Origin of the sequence: Pseudescherichia sp. (assembly GCF_031987975.1) — a bacterium.
Lineage (GTDB): Bacteria > Pseudomonadota > Gammaproteobacteria > Enterobacterales > Enterobacteriaceae > Pseudescherichia.
On sequence record NZ_DALZYX010000003.1, the window covers coordinates 1 to 16,498 of the forward strand.

The window sequence follows — 16,498 nt, forward strand, 5'->3', positions numbered from 1 at the left end:
TCCATGTCTTCGAGTGCCCACACAGATTGTCTGATAAATTGTTAAAGAGCAGTGCCGCTATTTTCGCTGCGGCGCGGGGTGTGCATATTACGCTTTCCCGCTCAAGAGTCAAGCGTTTATTTTTGCTTTTCTCTGGCAGAACTTCCGAAGAAGTTCCTGCTGACGCGGCGGCTTGTTTGCCGTTGTTCCGTGTCAGTGGTGGCGCATTATAGGGAGTTATTTCTGGCTGACAAGTATAAAATTAAAAAAAGTTATCGATAGCGCAAATTTTGAACAAAACAGTAATCTAAAGCCTATTTTCGCCTGGATTATAAACAAAAACGGGTCCCTGAGGACCCGTTTTGCAATTTTACCAGTTACTGCACGGCAGCAATGCGGTCGTCTTTTACCACCAGCTGTACCGTTTTGCCTGGAATCAGCTCGCCGGAGAGGATCTGCTGCGCCAGCGGGTTTTCGATCTGCTGCTGAATAGCGCGTTTCAGCGGACGCGCCCCATATACCGGATCGTACCCGTTTGCACTCAGCAGCTTCAGCGCATCATCAGACATCTGCACCTCATAGCCGCGCTCTTCAAGACGCTTATAGAGACGCTGCAGCTGGATCTGGGCAATCGAGGCGATATGCTTCTCACCCAGCGGATGGAATACCACGACCTCATCGATACGGTTGATGAACTCCGGACGGAAGCTGTGGCTCACTACGCCCATGACCATCTCTTTCATATGGCTGTAGTCCAGCTCACCGAAGCGTTCCTGGATCAGATCGGAACCCAGGTTCGAGGTCATAATCACCACGGTATTGCGGAAGTCTACCGTCCGCCCCTGCCCATCCGTCAGACGACCGTCATCCAGCACCTGTAAAAGAATGTTGAATACGTCCGGGTGCGCTTTCTCTACCTCATCCAACAGGATCACAGAGTAGGGACGACGACGAACCGCCTCGGTCAGATAACCGCCCTCTTCATAGCCAACGTATCCTGGAGGCGCCCCCACCAGCCGCGACACGGAATGCTTCTCCATAAACTCGGACATATCGATACGCACCATCGCATCGTCGCTGTCGAACATAAAGTTAGCCAGCGTTTTGCACAGCTCAGTCTTCCCTACCCCGGTTGGCCCAAGGAACAGGAAGGAGCCAATCGGACGGTTTGGATCGGACAGACCTGCCCGGCTACGGCGAATGGCGTTCGATACCGCCTCGACGGCCTCGTCCTGGCCAATCACCCGGCTATGCAGCTGCTGCTCCATACGCAGCAGTTTCTCGCGCTCGCCCTCCATCATGCGGGCCACCGGAATCCCGGTCCAGCGCGCCAGCACCTCGGCGATCTCAGTATCGGTTACCTTGTTACGCAGCAGACGCATGGTTTTGCCTTCCGACTGCGTTGCCTGCTCAAGCTGTTTCTCCAGCTCGGGGATTTTCCCGTACTGCAGCTCGGACATCCGCGCCAGGTCGCCAACGCGGCGGGCCTGTTCGATAGCAATCTTCGCCTGCTCCAGCTCGGCTTTAATCGTCTGTGTTCCGGAGAGCGAGGCTTTCTCGGCCTTCCACTCCTCTTCCAGCACAGAGTACTGGCGCTCTTTATCGGCCAGCTCGCCGTTGAGCATCTCCAGACGCTTGATGCTGGCGTCATCGGACTCTTTCATCAGCGCCTGCTGCTCCAGCTTGAGCTGGATAATGCGCCGGTCCAGACGATCCAGCTCTTCCGGCTTGGAGTCGATCTGCATCCGGATGCTGGATGCCGCTTCATCGATCAGGTCGATAGCTTTATCCGGCAGTTGGCGATCGGCGATGTAGCGGTGGGACAGCGTCGCAGCCGCCACGATGGCCGGGTCGGTGATCTGCACATGGTGGTGCAGCTCATAACGCTCTTTCAGTCCACGCAGAATAGCGATGGTATCTTCAACCGACGGCTCGGCAACAAACACTTTCTGGAAGCGTCGCTCCAGGGCCGCATCTTTCTCAATATACTGGCGGTACTCATCCAGCGTGGTTGCGCCGACGCAGTGCAGCTCACCGCGGGCAAGAGCCGGTTTCAGCATGTTCCCGGCGTCCATTGCGCCGTCGGCTTTACCTGCGCCGACCATCGTGTGCAGCTCGTCGATAAACAGGATGACGTTGCCCTCCTGCTTCGACAGGTCGCTCAGCACGCCTTTTAAGCGCTCTTCAAACTCACCGCGATATTTCGCCCCGGCCACCAGCGCGCCCATATCAAGCGCCAGCACCCGACGGCCCTTCAGCCCTTCCGGTACTTCGCCGTTAACGATACGCTGTGCCAGCCCTTCTACAATGGCAGTTTTACCCACGCCCGGCTCGCCGATTAACACTGGGTTATTTTTGGTACGGCGTTGCAGCACTTGAATAGTACGGCGAATCTCTTCGTCACGACCGATCACCGGATCCAGCTTGCCCTGCTCGGCACGCTCGGTGAGGTCAACGGTAAATTTCTTTAAGGCCTGACGCTGGTCTTCGGCCCCCTGATCGTTCACGCCTTCCCCTCCGCGCATCTGTTCAATTGCCTGGGTCACATTGTTGGTATTCGCTCCCGCTGCTTTCAGCAGATCGGCCAGCGTGCCGCGCGACTCCAGCGCAGCCAGAACAAACAGCTCTGACGAAATAAAGTTATCGTTGCGTTTCTGCGCCAGCTTGTCGCAGAGGTTGAGCACGCGCACCAGATCCTGCGACGGCTGTACGTCGCCGCCGGTACCCTCTACCTGCGGCAGACGGCTCAGCGCCTGGTCAATGGCGGTACGGAGCTGGCCTGCATTGACACCAGCAGAGGTGAGTAACGGACGTACCGATCCCCCCTCCTGTGTCAGCAAGGCGCTCATAAGATGAAGTGGTTCGATGAATTGATGGTCTTGCCCCAGCGCGAGTGACTGAGCGTCGGCAAGAGCCAGCTGGAATTTATTAGTAAGACGATCCAGACGCATAACTCCTCCCATAATACAGGTCAAATTTGCTACTGGAGATTAAATGAGGTCATCCCTCAATTATTCAAGGTTAATGATCTAAATTATGTACAAAGAATGTTACACGTACTGGATCGTCTTGATTCTTTAGGTTATATCAGCCAAATGAAACTTGCCAGGCGCCCGGTGGTTTTGTCGCGGCGATAAGAGAAAAATTCATCCTGCTCGCTGAAGGTGCAACGGTCGCCACCGTAGACAGCGTCTACGCCGACGCGTGCCAGCCGCTGACGAGCGAGCTGATAGATATCAGCAAAATATTTTTCGCCTGCCGCACGAAACGCCGCTGAAGCGTTCGAATCTTCAGCAATAAAAGCGTCCCGTACTTCCGGGCCAACTTCAAAGGCGTCAGGTCCAATGGCCGGTCCCAGCCAGGCGATGATGTTTTCCGGCTTATCTGCAAAACAGGCCACCGTCTCTTCCAACACCCCCGTGCACAGGCCACGCCAGCCCGCGTGTGCCGCAGCCACTTCGGTCCCCGCACGGTTACAGAACAGCACCGGCAGGCAGTCGGCGGTCATCACGGCACACACCGTGCCGGGTGTATTGCTGTAAGAGGCATCTGCCCGCTTAGAGGCGTAAGGCTCGCCGGAGAGCGTCAGTACGGTCTTACCGTGCACCTGCTCCAGCCAGACGGGTTTTGAGGGTAGGCCGCCTGCGGCAAACAACCGACGACGGTTCTCCTCGACATGCTCAGGGTTGTCACCACAGTGTGCGCCCAGGTTCAGAGAGTCCCAGGGGGCGAGGCTCACGCCGCCGTTGCGGGTAGAACTACAGGCCGCGACGCCTTCAGGCAGCGGCCACTGCGGAACAATCAGCGATGTCATAACCAGTCCACGTCCTCTTTATGGGTTTCGAAATCGGCGCGCATGGCGTCGATAAGGTCGATCATATCCTGGGGGATCGGCGCATGCCACTCCATCTCAATACCGGTAATCGGGTGATAGAGACGCAGCATGGTCGCGTGCAGCGCCTGGCGATCGAACTGGCGCAGCGCAGCGATAAATTCGTCAGATGCCCCTTTCGGCGGACGCGGGCGGCCACCGTAGAGCTGATCGCCCACCAGCGGATGGGTAATGTGCGCCATGTGAACACGGATCTGGTGCGTACGGCCTGTTTCGAGGCGCAGGCGCAGACGCGTATGTACACGAAAGTGCTCCATGATGCGGTAGTGGGTGACCGCAGGCTTGCCCATCGGATGCACCGACATGTGGGTACGCTTGGTCGGATGGCGGCTGATTGGCTCTTCCACCGTACCGCCCGCCGTCATATGACCAATGGCAACGGCTTCATACTCACGGGTGATCTCACGCAGCTGCAGAGACTCTACCAGCCGGGTCTGGGCCGGAACGGTTTTGGCGACCACCATCAGGCCGGTGGTGTCCTTATCCAGTCGGTGGACGATGCCCGCACGCGGTACGTCAACGATCGGCGGATAGTAGTGCAGCAGCGCATTCAGTACGGTGCCGTCAGGGTTGCCCGCGCCGGGGTGGACGACCAGGTCGCGCGGCTTGTTGATAACAAGGATATCGTCATCTTCATAGACGATGTTGAGCGGGATATCCTGCGGCTCAAAGCGCGCTTCTTCTTCGATCTCTGCATTGATGGCAACACGCTCGCCACCCAACACTTTCTCTTTAGGTTTGTCGCAAATTTTGCCGTTGACCTGCACGCGCTGGTCAAGGATCCACTCTTTTATGCGCGAACGTGAATAATCCGGGAACATTTCGGCCAATGCCTGATCTAAGCGTTGACCGAGTTGGTTTTCGGACACCGTTGCGGTGAGTTGTACTAGTTGTGCCATAGACAGCTTCTTCGTTAACCTTGGGTTTTTACGGCTTCGCCGTTTAATATAGTGTGCTATTGTAGCTGGTCTTAATCGGGAGCAGGAACAGAGAATCCTCCCGCATAAACATTTTGAGGAAAGTCAAAACGTCATGACGCGCATGAAATATCTGGTGGCAGCCGCCACGTTGAGCCTGGCTTTGGTGGGTTGCTCCGGTTCAAAGGAAGAGGTGCCTGATAATCCGCCTAATGAGATCTACGCGACTGCCCAGCAAAAGTTGCAGGACGGTAACTGGAAACAGGCCATAACGCAACTGGAAGCGCTGGATAACCGTTATCCGTTTGGACCCTACTCCCAGCAGGTTCAGCTGGATCTGATCTACGCCTACTATAAAAATGCCGATCTGCCGCTGGCTCAGGCCGCGATCGATCGCTTTATGCGCCTGAATCCGACTCATCCTAACATCGACTATGTCATGTATATGCGCGGCCTGACCGACATGGCGCTGGACGACAGTGCATTACAGGGTTTCTTCGGTGTTGATCGTAGCGACCGCGACCCCCAGCATGCCCGAGATGCGTTTAACGACTTTTCGAAGCTGGTGCGCGGCTATCCGAACAGCCAGTACGTCACCGATGCCACCAAGCGCCTTATCTTCCTGAAAGATCGCCTGGCGAAGTATGAGTACTCTGTAGCGGAGTACTACACCCAACGCGGGGCGTGGGTTGCGGTAGTGAACCGTGTAGAAGGCATGCTGCGCGACTACCCGGACACCCAGGCGACGCGTAACGCCCTGCCGCTGATGGAAAACGCCTACCGCCAGATGCAGATGACCACGCAGGCGGAAAAAGTTGCGAAGATTATCGCGGCCAACAGCAGCAACACCTGATCGCGTGAAAAACCAAACGGCAGCTCTCGGGCTGCCGTTTTTTTATGCGGTTTCGGCTGCTTCTAAAGAAGTAGTGCCGCTACACAACTTATCAACTATGACGCCCCTTCTATTATCCTTCAAGGGAAATCTCACTTCTTCCTGTCCTGCCTCACAAAAAGTCGTCCTTGACAAAAAGTGACAAAAATACGTGATCTTAATCACACTTTTTGACCTTAGGTTCGTTATGCTGAGGTTACCTGGACGGAAAAGACAAGAGGTAACATCTATGACAATGAACATTACCAGTAAACAAATGGAAATTACTCCGGCTATTCGCCAACATGTCGCAGACCGTCTCGCCAAGCTAGAAAAGTGGCAAACCCATCTGATTAACCCCCATATCATCCTCTCGAAGGAGCCACAGGGTTTCGTTGCCGACGCAACCATTAATACCCCTAACGGACAGCTGGTTGCCAGCGGCCGACACGATGATATGTACACCGCTATCAACGACTTGATTAACAAGCTGGAACGGCAGCTCAATAAAGTGCAGCACAAAGGCGAAGCCCGTCGTGCCACCACCTCGGTGAAAGACGCCAGCTTCGTGGAAGAAGAAGAGTAGTCCTTTACATTGAGTGTCTCATCCACGCGCCTTCGGGCGCGTTTTTTATTGACAGGGTGAAAACAGTACGGTTACTTTAACTTGCAGACACGCACAGGAATCTTCCATGAAACAGACGCCGTTTTTCTTCGCACGCTTTTTTACCTTCCCCTGAACGGGAGGCGTTTCGTCGTATAAGAGTGTGTGCGAAGACGAACAGCAAGGCCTCCCAAACCGGGGGGCCTTTTTTATGGCTGACAGACCGATAACGATAATGACTAAGGCAACACTATGACACCGGAAAACCCGCTGCTGGATCTGCGTAAAAAGATAAGCGCCCTGGATGAGCAACTGCTGGCGCTGCTGGCCGAGCGCCGCCAGCTTGCCGTTGAGGTGGGCAAAGCCAAGCTGACCTCCCACCGCCCGGTACGCGATATCGACCGTGAACGCGATCTGCTGGAGCACCTGATCCAGCTGGGCAAAACGCACCATCTCGATGCGCACTACATCACCCGCCTGTTCCAGCTGATTATTGAAGACTCCGTTTTGACCCAGCAGGCTCTGCTCCAGCAGCATCTCAATAAAACCAACCCGCACTCGGCGCGGATCGCTTTTCTCGGCCCAAAAGGATCCTATTCGCACCTGGCCGCACGTCAGTATGCGGCGCGTCATTTCGAACAGTTTATTGAGAGCGGCTGCGCCAGGTTCCACGATATTTTCCAGCAGGTAGAGACCGGTCAGGCCGACTACGCCGTCGTGCCGCTGGAGAACACCAGCTCTGGGGCGATCAACGACGTCTACGATCTGCTCCAGCACACCAGCCTGGCGATCGTCGGGGAGATGACCGTGCCTATCGATCACTGCGTGCTGGTCTCTGGCACCACCGATCTGAGCAAAATCGAAACGGTCTACAGCCATCCGCAGCCCTTCCAACAGTGCAGCCAGTTTTTGAACCGCTATCCGCAGTGGAAAATTGAGTATACCGAGAGCACCTCGGCGGCAATGGAGAGGGTGGCCCAGGCGAACTCGCCCCATGTGGCCGCGCTGGGTAGCGAAGCGGGCGGCGCGCTGTACGGCTTGCAGGTACTGGAGCGTAACCTGGCGAACCAGACGCAAAACATCACCCGCTTTATCGTGCTGGCACGCAAACCGGTTAACGTCTCCGATCAGGTTCCGGCCAAAACGACGCTGCTGATCGCCACGGGCCAGCAAGCCGGTGCGCTGGTTGAGGCGCTGCTGGTGCTGCGTAACCACGGCCTGATCATGACCAAGCTGGAGTCACGCCCAATCTACGGCAATCCGTGGGAGGAGATGTTCTATCTGGATATTCAGGCCAACCTGGAGTCTGCATCCATGCAGAAAGCCCTGCGCGAGCTGGGGGAGATCGCCCGCTCGCTGAAGGTGCTGGGCTGCTATCCTGGCGAAAACGTTGTGCCAGTCGATCCGGCTTAACGCTCAATAAAAGGTGATTTCTTCACCCCTGCCACGCTTACCGGCAGGGTGAAGATCGCCCCGGAGAGCGGGAACTTCGCCAGCTCATCTTTCTTCATATTCTCGCGGGTGGTGGTGATAAACAGCGTCTTCATATCCTCACCGCCAAAGCAGACCATGGTCGGGCAGCGCACCGGCAGGCGATACTCTTCAAGCTGCTCGCCCTCAGGAGAGAAGCGTGCGATACGCCAGCCATCATAAAGCGCGCTCCAGTAGCAGCCCTCCACGTCCGTCGCCGCACCGTCCGGCTGCCCCTCCTCTGTTTTAAAGGTGTGGAATATCTCGCGCTTGCCAGGCTCACCCTTCTCATCCAGCGGCGTACGGTAGATCACCTCCTGCGGCGTATCGGAGGTGTACATCCACTTCCCGTCCGGGCTAAACGCTAATCCGTTGGCCCCGAGAATATCGCACTGGATAACCTCCGGAGTCAGATCGTTATCGACCCGCACCAGCAGCGCGCCGTTATAATCCTGCGGCGACCAGAAGGTGCCGGCGTAAAAGCGGCCAAAATGATCGGTACCGCCGTCGTTGAAGCGCGCCAGCTCAGGGTTAGAGGGGTTATCACATATTTTATGGGTCAGCAGACCGCGCTTGTCCGCCAGCCAGATGGCGTTACGCATCGCGACGATAAAGCCGCCCTTCTCGCGCAGAGCAAAGCAGCCCACCTCTTCCGGGAACCGCAGGACGGTATGTTCGGCAGAGGCCAGATGGTAGCGGTGGATCTCCCCCTCCAGAATATCGGCCCAATAGAGTGCCTGTTCCGATTCGCTCCAGACAGGACATTCCGGCAGATGGCCGGTGTAATCAAACAGCAGTTGCGGCTCAGCCATAGAGACTCCCATACAGTAAAAAGGCCAGCGGGTAACCCACTGGCCTTAAAGTATATACAGCTTTTAACCTATTGACGGTTGTCGTTGGCCTGACGCAGCAGCACCCGGCTTTCGCTCTGGAAGCGCTGGGCGTAGTCGCCAAACCAGTGCTCGACCTTGCGGAAGCTATCGATAAACGCCTGCTTGTTGCCCTCCTCCAGCAGCTCGATAGCCTCGCCAAAGCGCTGATAGTAACGCTTGATCAGAGCCAGATTGCTCTCGGAAGACATGATGATGTCGGCATAGAGCTGCGGATCCTGAGCAAACAGCCGCCCGACCATCGCCAGCTCCAGACGGTAGATGGGCGAGGAGAGCGCCAGCAGCTGCTCCAGCTGCACGTTCTCTTCCGCCAGATGCAGCCCGTAAGCAAAGGTAGCGAAGTGACGCAGCGCCTGAATGAAGGCCATGTTCTGATCGTGCTCGACGGCGCTGATGCGGTGCAGTCGCGCGCCCCAGACCTGAATCTGCTCCAGCAGCCACTGGTAGGCTTCCGGCTTGCGTCCGTCGCAGTAGACCACGACCTGCTTCGCCAGGCTGCCGCTGTCCGGGCCGAACATCGGATGCAGCCCCAGCACCGGTCCCTTATGCACGCTAAGCATCGCCTGTAGCGGCCCGCTTTTTACCGATGCCAGATCGACCAGGATGCAATCCTCCGGCAGCGGCGGCAACGAAGCAATCACCTGCTCGGTAACATGAATTGGCACGCTGACGATCACCATTCCGGCGTCAGCGACAATATTGCCCGCCTGCGCCCAGTCCTCTTTCTCCAAAATACGCACCTGGTAGCCGGAGAGGGTCAGCATCTTCTCGAACAGCCGCCCCATCTGGCCGCCGCCGCCCACGATAACCACCGGACGCAGCGTCGGACAGAGAGTTTTGAACCCTTTATCGTTCTCGCTGGAGTAGGACTCACGCATTACGCGCCTGAGGACATCCTCAATCAGGTCCGGCGGCACGCCAAGCGCCTCGGCCTCATGACGGCGGGAGGCCAGCATGGCAGCCTCACGCTCGGGAACGTAGATCGGCAGGCCATATTTACTTTTAACCTCGCCCACCTCGGCCACCAGATCCAGACGCTTGGCCAGCAGGGCCAGCAGCGCCTTATCTACTTCATCAATTTGATCGCGCAGGGCGGTCAATTCAGCAACCATAACAACCTCTTAAGCCAGACGTGCTGCCAGATGCCCACGCAGATGTTTGTTGATCTCACGCAGCAGCGCATCGGTGGTCTCCCAACTGATGCAGGCATCGGTCACGGAGACGCCGTGCTTCATATCGCTGCGCGGCTGCTCTGACGATTGATTACCCTCATGGATATTACTCTCGATCATCAGGCCGATGATTGACCGATTACCATCTTTAATTTGCGCCACCACGGATTCCGCCACCGCAGGCTGACGGCGGTAATCTTTATTTGAGTTACCGTGGCTGCAGTCTACCATCAGGGCTGGCTTCAGGCCCGCCTGAGTCATCTCTTTCTCGCACTGGGCCACGTCCGCCGGGCTGTAGTTTGGCGCTTTACCACCGCGCAGGATCACGTGTCCGTCCGGGTTGCCCTGAGTCTGCAACAGACACACCTGACCGGCCTGGTTGATACCTACAAAGCGGTGCGGCATTGCCGCCGCGCGCATGGCATTGATCGCCGTCGCCAGGCTGCCGTCTGTACCATTTTTGAACCCGACCGGCATTGAGAGGCCCGAGGCCATTTCACGGTGGGTCTGGGACTCAGTGGTCCGCGCCCCGATGGCCGACCAGCTAAAGAGATCGCCCAGGTACTGCGGGCTATTGGGATCCAGCGCTTCGGTCGCCAGCGGCAGGCCCATGCTGACCAGTTCCACCAGCAGGCTACGGGCAATTTTCAGCCCGTTTTCGACATCAAACGATCCATCCATGTGTGGATCGTTAATCAACCCTTTCCAGCCAACGGTGGTACGGGGTTTTTCAAAATAGACGCGCATAACCAGGTAGAGGCTATCGCTGACCTCTGCGGCAAGGGCTTTAAAGCGGTGAGCGTACTCAATGGCCGCCTGCGGATCGTGAATAGAGCAAGGTCCACAGACCACCAGCAGACGCGGATCGCGCCCGGCAATGATGTCGGAGATGGTCTGGCGCGATTGGGAGATCTGCGCCTCCTGCTCAGCCGTTAGCGGAAACTCCGCCTTCAGGCGTTCCGGGGTGATTAAAACCTGCTCGTCGGCGATGTGGACATTATTCAGCGCGTCTTTTTGCATGATGGCGATCCTGGTCGGTTGTTGCGATAGTTCGTTGCGATAGTGTTCTCGTCAGAGAGTGACTTAACAGTAACATAACCGGTAAAGATTTCAATCCATATTACGTACATAATAGTTTACATTAACCTCTAAAAGGCCATTTATTTGCGTTTACTTCGTAAATATAAATGTACAGAGAGCAACCTAACGGCAACCAGGCTACGCTATAGTAAAAGAAAAAGGAGCACGACGATGAAACCTGGAATGTACGTACTATTAGCGATCCTGCTGTCTGGCTGTTCAGTTGAACCTTACACACATGCTCCCACCTGGACCGGCACGGACTGGTACAGCGCCGGAAAAGACGACGCCCTCTCCGGCGCGGTAGTCAAAGAGAACAGCGTGCTGGCTGCGTTACATAACGATGCCGACGTTGATCGAAACCGTTATCTGCAAGGCTACAAGGAAGGCCTGAAGAGAATTTGCCACGACGACTTTCTCTATGCCTGGGGCCGGGCGGGTAAGATCTACCCTGCTGGCTGCGACACGCAAGAGAGCGCCACACAGCTGCGTAGTGCCTGGCAAGCGGGAATGACAGAGGGAACCCGCGACGCCATCCTCAATTAACAGTCGGAATATTATCCAATCTGTGAATACGTCGCGATCGGCTTTGGCACATCTGGAGTAATATAACCACGATCGTACAAGGGTCTATGCAGGCAAACGCTGCTTTTCTGCTACGTGTAATATTTAGCCGTCGTTGCGGGGAAATAATGATGAATACGGATCTTTCACGCCCAACCTTTAAGCGAACCCTACGCCGAATCAATATTATTAACGTGATTATTACGATGACGCTGGTCTGGTTTCTGATCTCCGTCACCTCGGTGCTAACGCTTAAAGAGTATGCCCAGCGCAATTTAGAGCTGACGGGGGCGACCATGAGTCGTAGCCTGGAGTTCGCGCTTGTCCGCAACGACGCCTCCGCCGCTGCCGATACGCTCTCTACGCTCGGCCAGCGCGAACTCTATAGCGCAGCGGAGGTGCGGGACGCGAAACAGCACGTAGTAGCGGGCTGGTCCTCGACGCCGAAAACCAGCTATGACAAAGCCAGCGAGCTGATCCGTCAGGGGCTGCTTTCCCAGCCGGTTACGCAGCCCATCATGCACGACGGCATGCAGATCGGCGAGCTGCGCCTGACCGCTCAGGCCAGCCTGATTGGACACTTTGTTCTGCTCTCCCTCGGCGTGCTGACTGGCTCGATCCTGTTTGCTTCTGCGGTGGCGCTTGCTATCAGCCGCTACCTGCATAACGGCGTGTTTAACGCCCTGCAAAATATTACCGACGTAGTGCATGACGTGCGAACCTACCGCAACTTTTCCCGCCGCGTCGCCGACGAGCGTATTGATGAGTTCCATCGCTTTGGCCAGGATTTTAATAGCCTGCTGGATGAGATGGAGGAGTGGCAGTTAAGTTTACAGGCGCGCAATGCTCTGCTGCTACGTACCGCTCTGCACGATCCGCTGACCGGGCTGGCTAACCGCGCCGCTTTTCGCAACGCTATTACTACTCTGATGAAGGATGAAACCGCTCAAAGCTGCTCGGCGCTGCTGTTTCTGGACGGAGATAACTTTAAATTTATCAACGATACCTGGGGCCACGCCGTCGGCGATAGCGTGCTGATTGAGGTGGCGAAGCGTTTAACTGACTTCGGCGGTAAACAGCATACGGTCTACCGCCTGGGTGGGGATGAGTTCGCAATGATCCTCACCGGCGTGCACAGCGAGCATGAGGTTAAGCGTCTCTCAGGCGCGCTGGCCCAGCAGTTCTATCAGCCTTTCGATCTGCACAACGGCACGACGACCATGATGACCCTCAGTATCGGCTATGCGCTGGCATGGGAGCACGCCAGCGCCGATAGCCTGCTGGAGCTGGCGGATAAGAACATGTACAAGGTCAAGCAGCGCCACTCAAAGACGCCCTGACTCTTGCTCTGGCTGCAGCCGTGCGGCGCTGGCCCGCCGCCAGCGCAGAATATCGATGGCGATAAACAGCAGCAGGCTGATGCCCAGCACCGGCAGCGCCAGGCCAATCAGCACGGCGAGGACCAGGGTTATCAGCCGCCCTCCTCCGCCCAGCGCCAGCCAGCTCTGCACCAGGGTTTGCACCGGACTCACGCTACCCCGCGCCGGACGGCGGATCCACCACAGCCGGTAGCCCACCACGATGCTGACGCACAGCGCACCGCCAAACAGGATCAGCGCCAGCTGGTTTGGCAGACCAAACAGCACCCCCATATGGAAATCGACGCCCCAGCGGGTCAGCTTCGCCATCAGCGGGAAGTCGGCAAAATGCGTTTGGTCAATCACGGTCATGGTGTGACCATCGATCGCCACGGCATCAACCTGCGTTGGCCAGGCCCGGTCAATCTCCGTCACCGTCCAGGCCATATCTGCGCTGCGCGGCGGACGGATCTCAAGACGAGAGGCATCAATGCCCGCCTGGCGGGCAACCTGCAACACCTCATCATACTGGACGCTGTCGGCGTCGCTCTCCTCCATCGGCATCGCCATCCCCTCATGGTGATCGTGATGCGCGTGATGTTCCGCATGGGGATCGGCAGGCTGGGCAGGACCGCGCAGCTGAGTATTCACCTGCGGCGTCATCCAGCCCAGCGCCGCACGCATTTTATCCACGTTGCCACCCGCCCACTGCGACCAGGTCAGGCCGGTCGCAGAGAAGAGCAGCATCCCCGCCAGCAGAGCCCACCCCAGGCTGACGTGCAGGCGGCGGCTGTTCTGCACCCGATTGTTAATCCGCCGTTTTGGCCGGGTAAACCACCACAGCGCAATGCCACCCAGGGCAGCGATCCACATCCACGACGCGGCCAGCTCGCTGTAAATTCGCCCAACGTCTCCCAGCAGCAGGGAACGATGCAGGTAGTCGATGGTCTGGCGCAGGGGCAGAATGCCGCTGGTGCCATAGACGGTCATATCGCCTTTTACCGCCAAAGTCACGGGATCGATAAAGATAGCCCGGTTCTCCGAGACGCCGAGTTGCGGATCGGCAAACATCACCCGCGTCGTCTCCCCGTCGATAAGCCCAGGGCGGACAGCGTGTAGACGCAACGTTCCGCCGGTCACCTTCTCGGCCACCGCCACCTGCTCGGCCAACGGTTGCCGCTCGCCGGTTACGGATCCGTAGAGTGCATCGTGATAGAGCGCACTCTCCAGCTGTGGGGTTGCGACATAGAGCGTCCCGCTGAGAGCAGCGATAAAGATAAACGGGCCAACAAAGAGGCCGATATAGAAATGGAGGCGTCGCAGCAGGTTTACCCATGCCGCGCGCGATGTGCAGGTAGTCATACTTTTCCTTTCTAAGGCAAAAAGTTATCGGTTTTGTTTTTAAAGGGAAAAAGCAGACTGACGCGGCGGGGCGCGGGTATCGGGGCAGAGCCAGGGGAAGAAGTGCCAGTGGCGCACGGCGGGGCGTGGCGGTGTGATCCGCAGCCTGAGCAGCACGCCACAAAGCAGAACGATAAGCGCAAGGATCACCCCTGGCACATGGGCCAGCAGCACGCAGTAGCCACACGCTTCGGCATGGTCGACCGGCATGCTTTGCGGCACGGGCTGATGCTCGGGCATCGCATGATGTTCAGACATCATCGACATCTCGTGATGCATGCCAGGCATGGCGCTCATAGGATCTTTTTGCAGCGCGACGGAGATCAATGGGGCAATCACGATCAGCAGGATCGCAAACAGCGCGGTCAATGCCGCTGCGCGTTTCCATGTTGAGTGATGCATCAGGTTAGCCACTAGCCCTCCGGTCGAGAGGGGACATTGTAATGGATTTATAACGCAGGGGTTAACAGATCGCGCCTACAGGCATAAAAAAAGGGGCCAGCCCACAGGCCAGCCCCTTTTTATCGGATGTCGCGACAGCGAACCTTAGTTCAGACGCTCTTTGATACGAGCAGACTTACCGGTACGCTCACGCAGGTAGTACAGTTTAGCTTTACGTACAGCACCACGACGTTTAACAGCAATGCTGTCAACTACCGGAGAGTGAGTCTGGAAGACACGCTCAACGCCTTCGCCGTTGGAAATTTTGCGAACAGTGAATGCAGAGTGCAGACCGCGGTTACGAATAGCGATAACCACGCCCTCGAATGCCTGCAGACGTTTTTTGGAACCTTCAACAACCCATACTTTCACTTCCACGGTATCACCCGGACGGAAGGAAGGTACGTCCTGCTTCATCTGCTCTTGTTCAATTTGCTTAATGATGTTGCTCATAATTTAATCTCTTATCCTGGGTAAACTGATATTTGGAGGCTCACGCCATCCCATCATGTATTTGCTGCTGTTGTGCGTGCTCTTTTCGGAACTCCGCCAGCAGCTTTGCTTGCTCTTCAGTCAGAGCCAGGTTTTCCAGAAGTTCAGGTCTTCTAAGCCAGGTGCGGCCCAGCGACTGTTTCAGACGCCAGCGACGTATCTCAGCATGGTTACCCGACAGCAGAACCGCCGGAACCTCCATGCCTTCTAACACCTCAGGACGGGTATAGTGTGGACAGTCCAGCAACCCATCGGCAAAGGAATCTTCCGTTGCCGAAGCCTCATGCCCCAGTACGCCTGGAATAAACCGGGCAACCGAGTCAATCAGCGTCATTGCTGGTAACTCACCACCGCTGAGCACGTAATCGCCGATAGACCACTCTTCGTCAATCTCGGTTTGGATCACACGCTCATCGACCCCTTCGTAGCGCCCGCACACCAGAATCATTTTCTGATTCGTTGCCAGTTCGCTGACGCCCGCTTGATCAAGCTTGCGTCCCTGAGGTGACAGATAGATCACCTTTGCGCCTTCACCCGCCGCGGCTTTCGCTGCGTGGATGGCATCCCGCAAGGGCTGAACCATCATGAGCATCCCCGGCCCGCCGCCGTAAGGACGATCGTCCACGGTACGGTGCCGGTCGTGAGCGAAGTCACGCGGACTCCAGCTCTGGATGCTCAGCAGGCCATTTTTAACGGCCCGGCCAGTTACCCCGTAATCGGTAATGGCGCGAAACATGTCAGGAAACAGGCTAACTATACCAATGAACACAAGCCAATCCCCATCGTGCCGTGCCTACCGTTTATCCGGAGGTTTAAAAACCAGGATCCCAATCTACTTCGATTGTGCGAGTAGTGAGATCGACTTTCTTGATAACCTGTCCATCGAGGAACGGAACCAGCCGCTCCTTGATACCAAACGCATCTTTCAGGTTTGCCTTGATGACGAGAACGTCATTTGACCCGGTTTCCATCATATCGATGACTTTCCCCAGGGCGTACCCTTCTGTGGTCACTACCTGGCAGCCCATAAGATCTTTCCAGTAGTAGTCACCCTCAGTGAGCGGCGGCAACTGCGACGAATCCACGACAATTTCACAATTAGTCAGCGCATTCGCAGCATCACGGTCATCAATGCCTTTCAGCTTAATGACGATGTCCTGATTGTGGTGACGCCAGCTTTCCAGCTCGACCATCTGCCACTTACCGGCCTTCTGGATAAACCAGGGCTGGTAATCAAAAATGCTTTCAGCGTCTTCAGTGGAGGAAAACACTCTGAGCCAACCACGGATCCCGTAGCAAGAACCCATTTTTCCCAATACGATCGGTTCAACAGGTGCTTTAATGCTCATCATGACCACCGTGACAGA

18 protein-coding genes and 1 other annotated feature are annotated in these 16,498 nt (G+C 56.5%); of the genes, 7 read left to right on the forward strand and 11 right to left on the reverse strand.

The window, feature by feature from the left end; all coding sequences use genetic code 11:
* On the forward strand, window positions 1–212 hold a 212-nt coding region (locus tag RTN40_RS05830; RefSeq protein WP_312227653.1), incomplete at its 5' end, for a hypothetical protein.
* 144 nt (window positions 213–356) lie between these two features.
* Here the strand turns inward: RTN40_RS05830 and clpB are convergent.
* From clpB to rluD, 3 genes are all read right to left on the reverse strand, one after another.
* The gene (clpB, locus tag RTN40_RS05835; RefSeq protein ID WP_312227654.1) at window positions 357–2,930 is read right to left on the reverse strand and encodes an ATP-dependent chaperone ClpB; all 2,574 of its coding nucleotides are present in this window, start codon (window positions 2,928–2,930) and stop codon (window positions 357–359) included.
* Window positions 2,931–3,061: 131 nt separating this feature from the next.
* Window positions 3,062–3,793, reverse strand: a complete 732-nt coding sequence (gene yfiH / locus RTN40_RS05840; protein ID WP_312227655.1) for a purine nucleoside phosphorylase YfiH — start codon at window positions 3,791–3,793, stop codon at window positions 3,062–3,064.
* Window positions 3,790–4,770: a 23S rRNA pseudouridine(1911/1915/1917) synthase RluD gene (rluD, locus tag RTN40_RS05845; protein ID WP_312227656.1), complete on the reverse strand. Its 981-nt coding sequence runs from the start codon at window positions 4,768–4,770 to the stop codon at window positions 3,790–3,792. The genes yfiH and rluD overlap by 4 nt, the downstream gene beginning before the upstream one ends.
* 133 nt (window positions 4,771–4,903) lie before the next feature.
* Here rluD and bamD point away from each other — a divergent pair, with 133 nt between their 5' ends.
* From bamD to pheA, 4 genes are all read left to right on the forward strand, one after another.
* Window positions 4,904–5,641, forward strand: a complete 738-nt coding sequence (gene bamD / locus RTN40_RS05850) for an outer membrane protein assembly factor BamD (protein ID WP_312214126.1) — start codon at window positions 4,904–4,906, stop codon at window positions 5,639–5,641.
* Window positions 5,642–5,909: 268 nt separating this feature from the next.
* On the forward strand, window positions 5,910–6,245 hold the full coding sequence (raiA, locus tag RTN40_RS05855) for a ribosome-associated translation inhibitor RaiA (protein WP_312214122.1): 336 nt from the start codon (window positions 5,910–5,912) through the stop codon (window positions 6,243–6,245).
* Window positions 6,246–6,350: 105 nt separating this feature from the next.
* Window positions 6,351–6,476, forward strand: a sequence feature (Phe leader region).
* On the forward strand, window positions 6,352–6,399 hold the full coding sequence (gene pheL, locus RTN40_RS05860; protein WP_181016674.1) for a pheA operon leader peptide PheL: 48 nt from the start codon (window positions 6,352–6,354) through the stop codon (window positions 6,397–6,399). Its footprint overlaps the feature before it by 48 nt.
* Before the next feature lie 39 nt (window positions 6,477–6,515).
* Window positions 6,516–7,676, forward strand: coding sequence for a bifunctional chorismate mutase/prephenate dehydratase (pheA, locus tag RTN40_RS05865; RefSeq protein WP_312227657.1), 1,161 nt, complete (start codon window positions 6,516–6,518; stop codon window positions 7,674–7,676).
* On the opposite strand, the gene RTN40_RS05870 is transcribed toward pheA, so the two are convergent.
* From RTN40_RS05870 to aroF, 3 genes are all read right to left on the reverse strand, one after another.
* Window positions 7,673–8,545: an SMP-30/gluconolactonase/LRE family protein gene (locus tag RTN40_RS05870; protein ID WP_312227658.1), complete on the reverse strand. Its 873-nt coding sequence runs from the start codon at window positions 8,543–8,545 to the stop codon at window positions 7,673–7,675. The two genes, pheA and RTN40_RS05870, sit on opposite strands and share 4 nt — an antisense overlap.
* A gap of 68 nt (window positions 8,546–8,613) precedes the next feature.
* Window positions 8,614–9,735 carry a bifunctional chorismate mutase/prephenate dehydrogenase gene (tyrA, locus tag RTN40_RS05875; RefSeq protein ID WP_312227659.1) on the reverse strand — a complete coding sequence of 374 codons (1,122 nt, stop codon included), beginning with the start codon at window positions 9,733–9,735 and terminating at the stop codon, window positions 8,614–8,616.
* Window positions 9,736–9,744: 9 nt separating this feature from the next.
* The gene (gene aroF / locus RTN40_RS05880; protein WP_312227660.1) at window positions 9,745–10,815 is read right to left on the reverse strand and encodes a 3-deoxy-7-phosphoheptulonate synthase AroF; all 1,071 of its coding nucleotides are present in this window, start codon (window positions 10,813–10,815) and stop codon (window positions 9,745–9,747) included.
* 231 nt (window positions 10,816–11,046) lie between these two features.
* On the opposite strand from aroF, the gene RTN40_RS05885 reads away from it, so the two are divergent.
* Together RTN40_RS05885 and dgcN are read left to right on the forward strand one after the other, a co-directional pair.
* On the forward strand, window positions 11,047–11,421 hold the full coding sequence (locus tag RTN40_RS05885; RefSeq protein WP_312227661.1) for a DUF2799 domain-containing protein: 375 nt from the start codon (window positions 11,047–11,049) through the stop codon (window positions 11,419–11,421).
* Window positions 11,422–11,570: 149 nt separating this feature from the next.
* Window positions 11,571–12,779: a diguanylate cyclase DgcN gene (gene dgcN, locus RTN40_RS05890; protein WP_312227968.1), complete on the forward strand. Its 1,209-nt coding sequence runs from the start codon at window positions 11,571–11,573 to the stop codon at window positions 12,777–12,779.
* On the opposite strand, the gene RTN40_RS05895 is transcribed toward dgcN, so the two are convergent.
* From RTN40_RS05895 to rimM, 5 genes are all read right to left on the reverse strand, one after another.
* Window positions 12,765–14,159 (reverse strand): PepSY-associated TM helix domain-containing protein, encoded by a 1,395-nt coding sequence (locus tag RTN40_RS05895; protein WP_312227662.1) that lies wholly within the window; start codon window positions 14,157–14,159, stop codon window positions 12,765–12,767. The two genes, dgcN and RTN40_RS05895, sit on opposite strands and share 15 nt — an antisense overlap.
* A 39-nt stretch (window positions 14,160–14,198) precedes the next feature.
* Window positions 14,199–14,600 carry a DUF2946 domain-containing protein gene (locus RTN40_RS05900; protein ID WP_409418517.1) on the reverse strand — a complete coding sequence of 134 codons (402 nt, stop codon included), beginning with the start codon at window positions 14,598–14,600 and terminating at the stop codon, window positions 14,199–14,201.
* Window positions 14,601–14,744: 144 nt separating this feature from the next.
* Window positions 14,745–15,092 (reverse strand): 50S ribosomal protein L19, encoded by a 348-nt coding sequence (gene rplS, locus RTN40_RS05905; protein ID WP_006178051.1) that lies wholly within the window; start codon window positions 15,090–15,092, stop codon window positions 14,745–14,747.
* 40 nt (window positions 15,093–15,132) lie between these two features.
* The gene (gene trmD / locus RTN40_RS05910; protein WP_312227664.1) at window positions 15,133–15,900 is read right to left on the reverse strand and encodes a tRNA (guanosine(37)-N1)-methyltransferase TrmD; all 768 of its coding nucleotides are present in this window, start codon (window positions 15,898–15,900) and stop codon (window positions 15,133–15,135) included.
* Between the two features lie 43 nt (window positions 15,901–15,943).
* Window positions 15,944–16,483 carry a ribosome maturation factor RimM gene (gene rimM, locus RTN40_RS05915; protein ID WP_312214106.1) on the reverse strand — a complete coding sequence of 180 codons (540 nt, stop codon included), beginning with the start codon at window positions 16,481–16,483 and terminating at the stop codon, window positions 15,944–15,946.
* Window positions 16,484–16,498 lie beyond the last annotated feature (15 nt).